The sequence below is a fragment of the Neisseria sp. P0021.S007 genome, assembly GCF_051956855.1.
This window is the reverse complement of record NZ_JBQCXA010001587.1, coordinates 1-459: the sequence shown is the minus strand read 5'-3', so window position 1 is coordinate 459 and position 459 is coordinate 1. Positions and strand designations below refer to the sequence as shown.

General features: G+C 49.2%; 2 pseudogenes. Both read right to left on the bottom strand.

The window, feature by feature from the left end:
- A pseudogene (locus ACTHUR_RS20405) lies at positions 1-243 on the bottom strand (lysophospholipid acyltransferase family protein); the annotation flags it as partial.
- Between the two features lie 105 nt (positions 244-348).
- Positions 349-459: pseudogene (locus ACTHUR_RS20400) on the bottom strand (GNAT family N-acetyltransferase); the annotation flags it as partial.

Genomic DNA, 459 nt, shown 5'->3' with positions numbered 1-459 from the left:
GATGTCTAGCCAAGAGATATGGTTGCTGATTAACAACTGCGCCTGCCCTTCCTGAGGCAACGTACCGAAGGTTTCCAGCTTCATGCCGCATGAAGCGAGGACGCGCAGCGACCAGATTTGAATGGCACGCAGTTTGCGCCGTTTGCTGTAAAAAGGAAACAGGAAGAACATTTCCGCCATACCGTAAAGCAGGCAGAAGCCGATACAGAGCAGGCGGAAAGTAAAACGTAGTTTGGCAATCATAAGGTTGTGGTGTGTGTATATTGGTATAGGGTGAAATTGCTAAAAATTGTTGATTTCACAATAGTTGAGGTCGTCTGAAAAGGTTTTCAGACGACCTTTTGGTCTTTATGGTTTAGGGGCGAAACGTTGGAGGTAACGGTCTGCCAGGCGGGTGATGTCCATCATGATGAGCACGTCGGCGCAGTTGAACGCTTCATCGACGCAAGGCTCGCCGCA